The sequence below is a fragment of the Streptomyces sp. WM6386 genome, from assembly GCF_000972385.1.
Lineage (GTDB): Bacteria > Actinomycetota > Actinomycetes > Streptomycetales > Streptomycetaceae > Streptomyces.
The window spans coordinates 1-701 of the sequence record NZ_JXTE01000325.1 but is presented as its reverse complement, the minus strand read 5'-3'; the positions used below and the strand labels follow the sequence as shown (position 1 = coordinate 701).

The window sequence follows — 701 nt, the reverse complement described above, 5'->3', positions numbered from 1 at the left end:
GTTCAGTACCGCTTCCCAGGTGTCGACGGCGAAATGAAGCGTCATTCCGTTACGTCCGTACAGCTCGGGAGCGCCGGTGGCGTTGGCCGTGTCGACGCCCAGCCCCACCGTATCCCGCCCCCGCCCGGCGAACGCGGCGAAGGCATGCCGCAGCAGGAGCGCCCCCAGACCCCGGCCACGGGCCTCGCGCAGCACTCCGATGCTGCGGATCCATCCCATCGCCTCCCGGTCGTCCCGGGAGATCAGGAACCCGGCGTCCCCCGACTCCTCGGTGCCGACGATCCACACCAGCGACCAGTCGAGGAGTTCGGCGTCGACGTCGTGCAGCCACTGCTCGTACGTGCGTGGCTGGAAGTCGAAGTGCTCGGCGAAACCGGCCTGGTAGAGGCGGTGGACGCGCTCACGGTCGGCGTCCGTCGTGCAGGGGTGTATCCGTACCCCGGCGGGCGGCTCGGGGGCGAGGTCGCGCGCCGGGTTCAGAGGGCGTCGCAGTACGTGGTAGCGGCGTACGACCTGCCAGCCCCGTGCCTTGATCAGCGCTGTGTCGAGCGTGGGCTCGGTGTTGAGATGCAGATGGACCACGGCCTTCGCCGCGCCGTTGGCCCGGGCCTTGTCGAGGGCCCTGGTCTGCATCGGGTCCAGGAGCAGTTCGCCGGCCGGCTGGTGGTCGGGAAGGACGTAGTGGTCGATGTCGACGCGCT

General features: G+C 69.9%; 1 protein-coding gene. It reads right to left on the bottom strand.

What is annotated here, in order from left to right; translation table 11 throughout:
* A partial coding sequence (locus TN53_RS41505) for a GNAT family N-acetyltransferase (protein ID WP_046264072.1) occupies nucleotides 1–701 on the bottom strand: 701 nt, incomplete at both ends.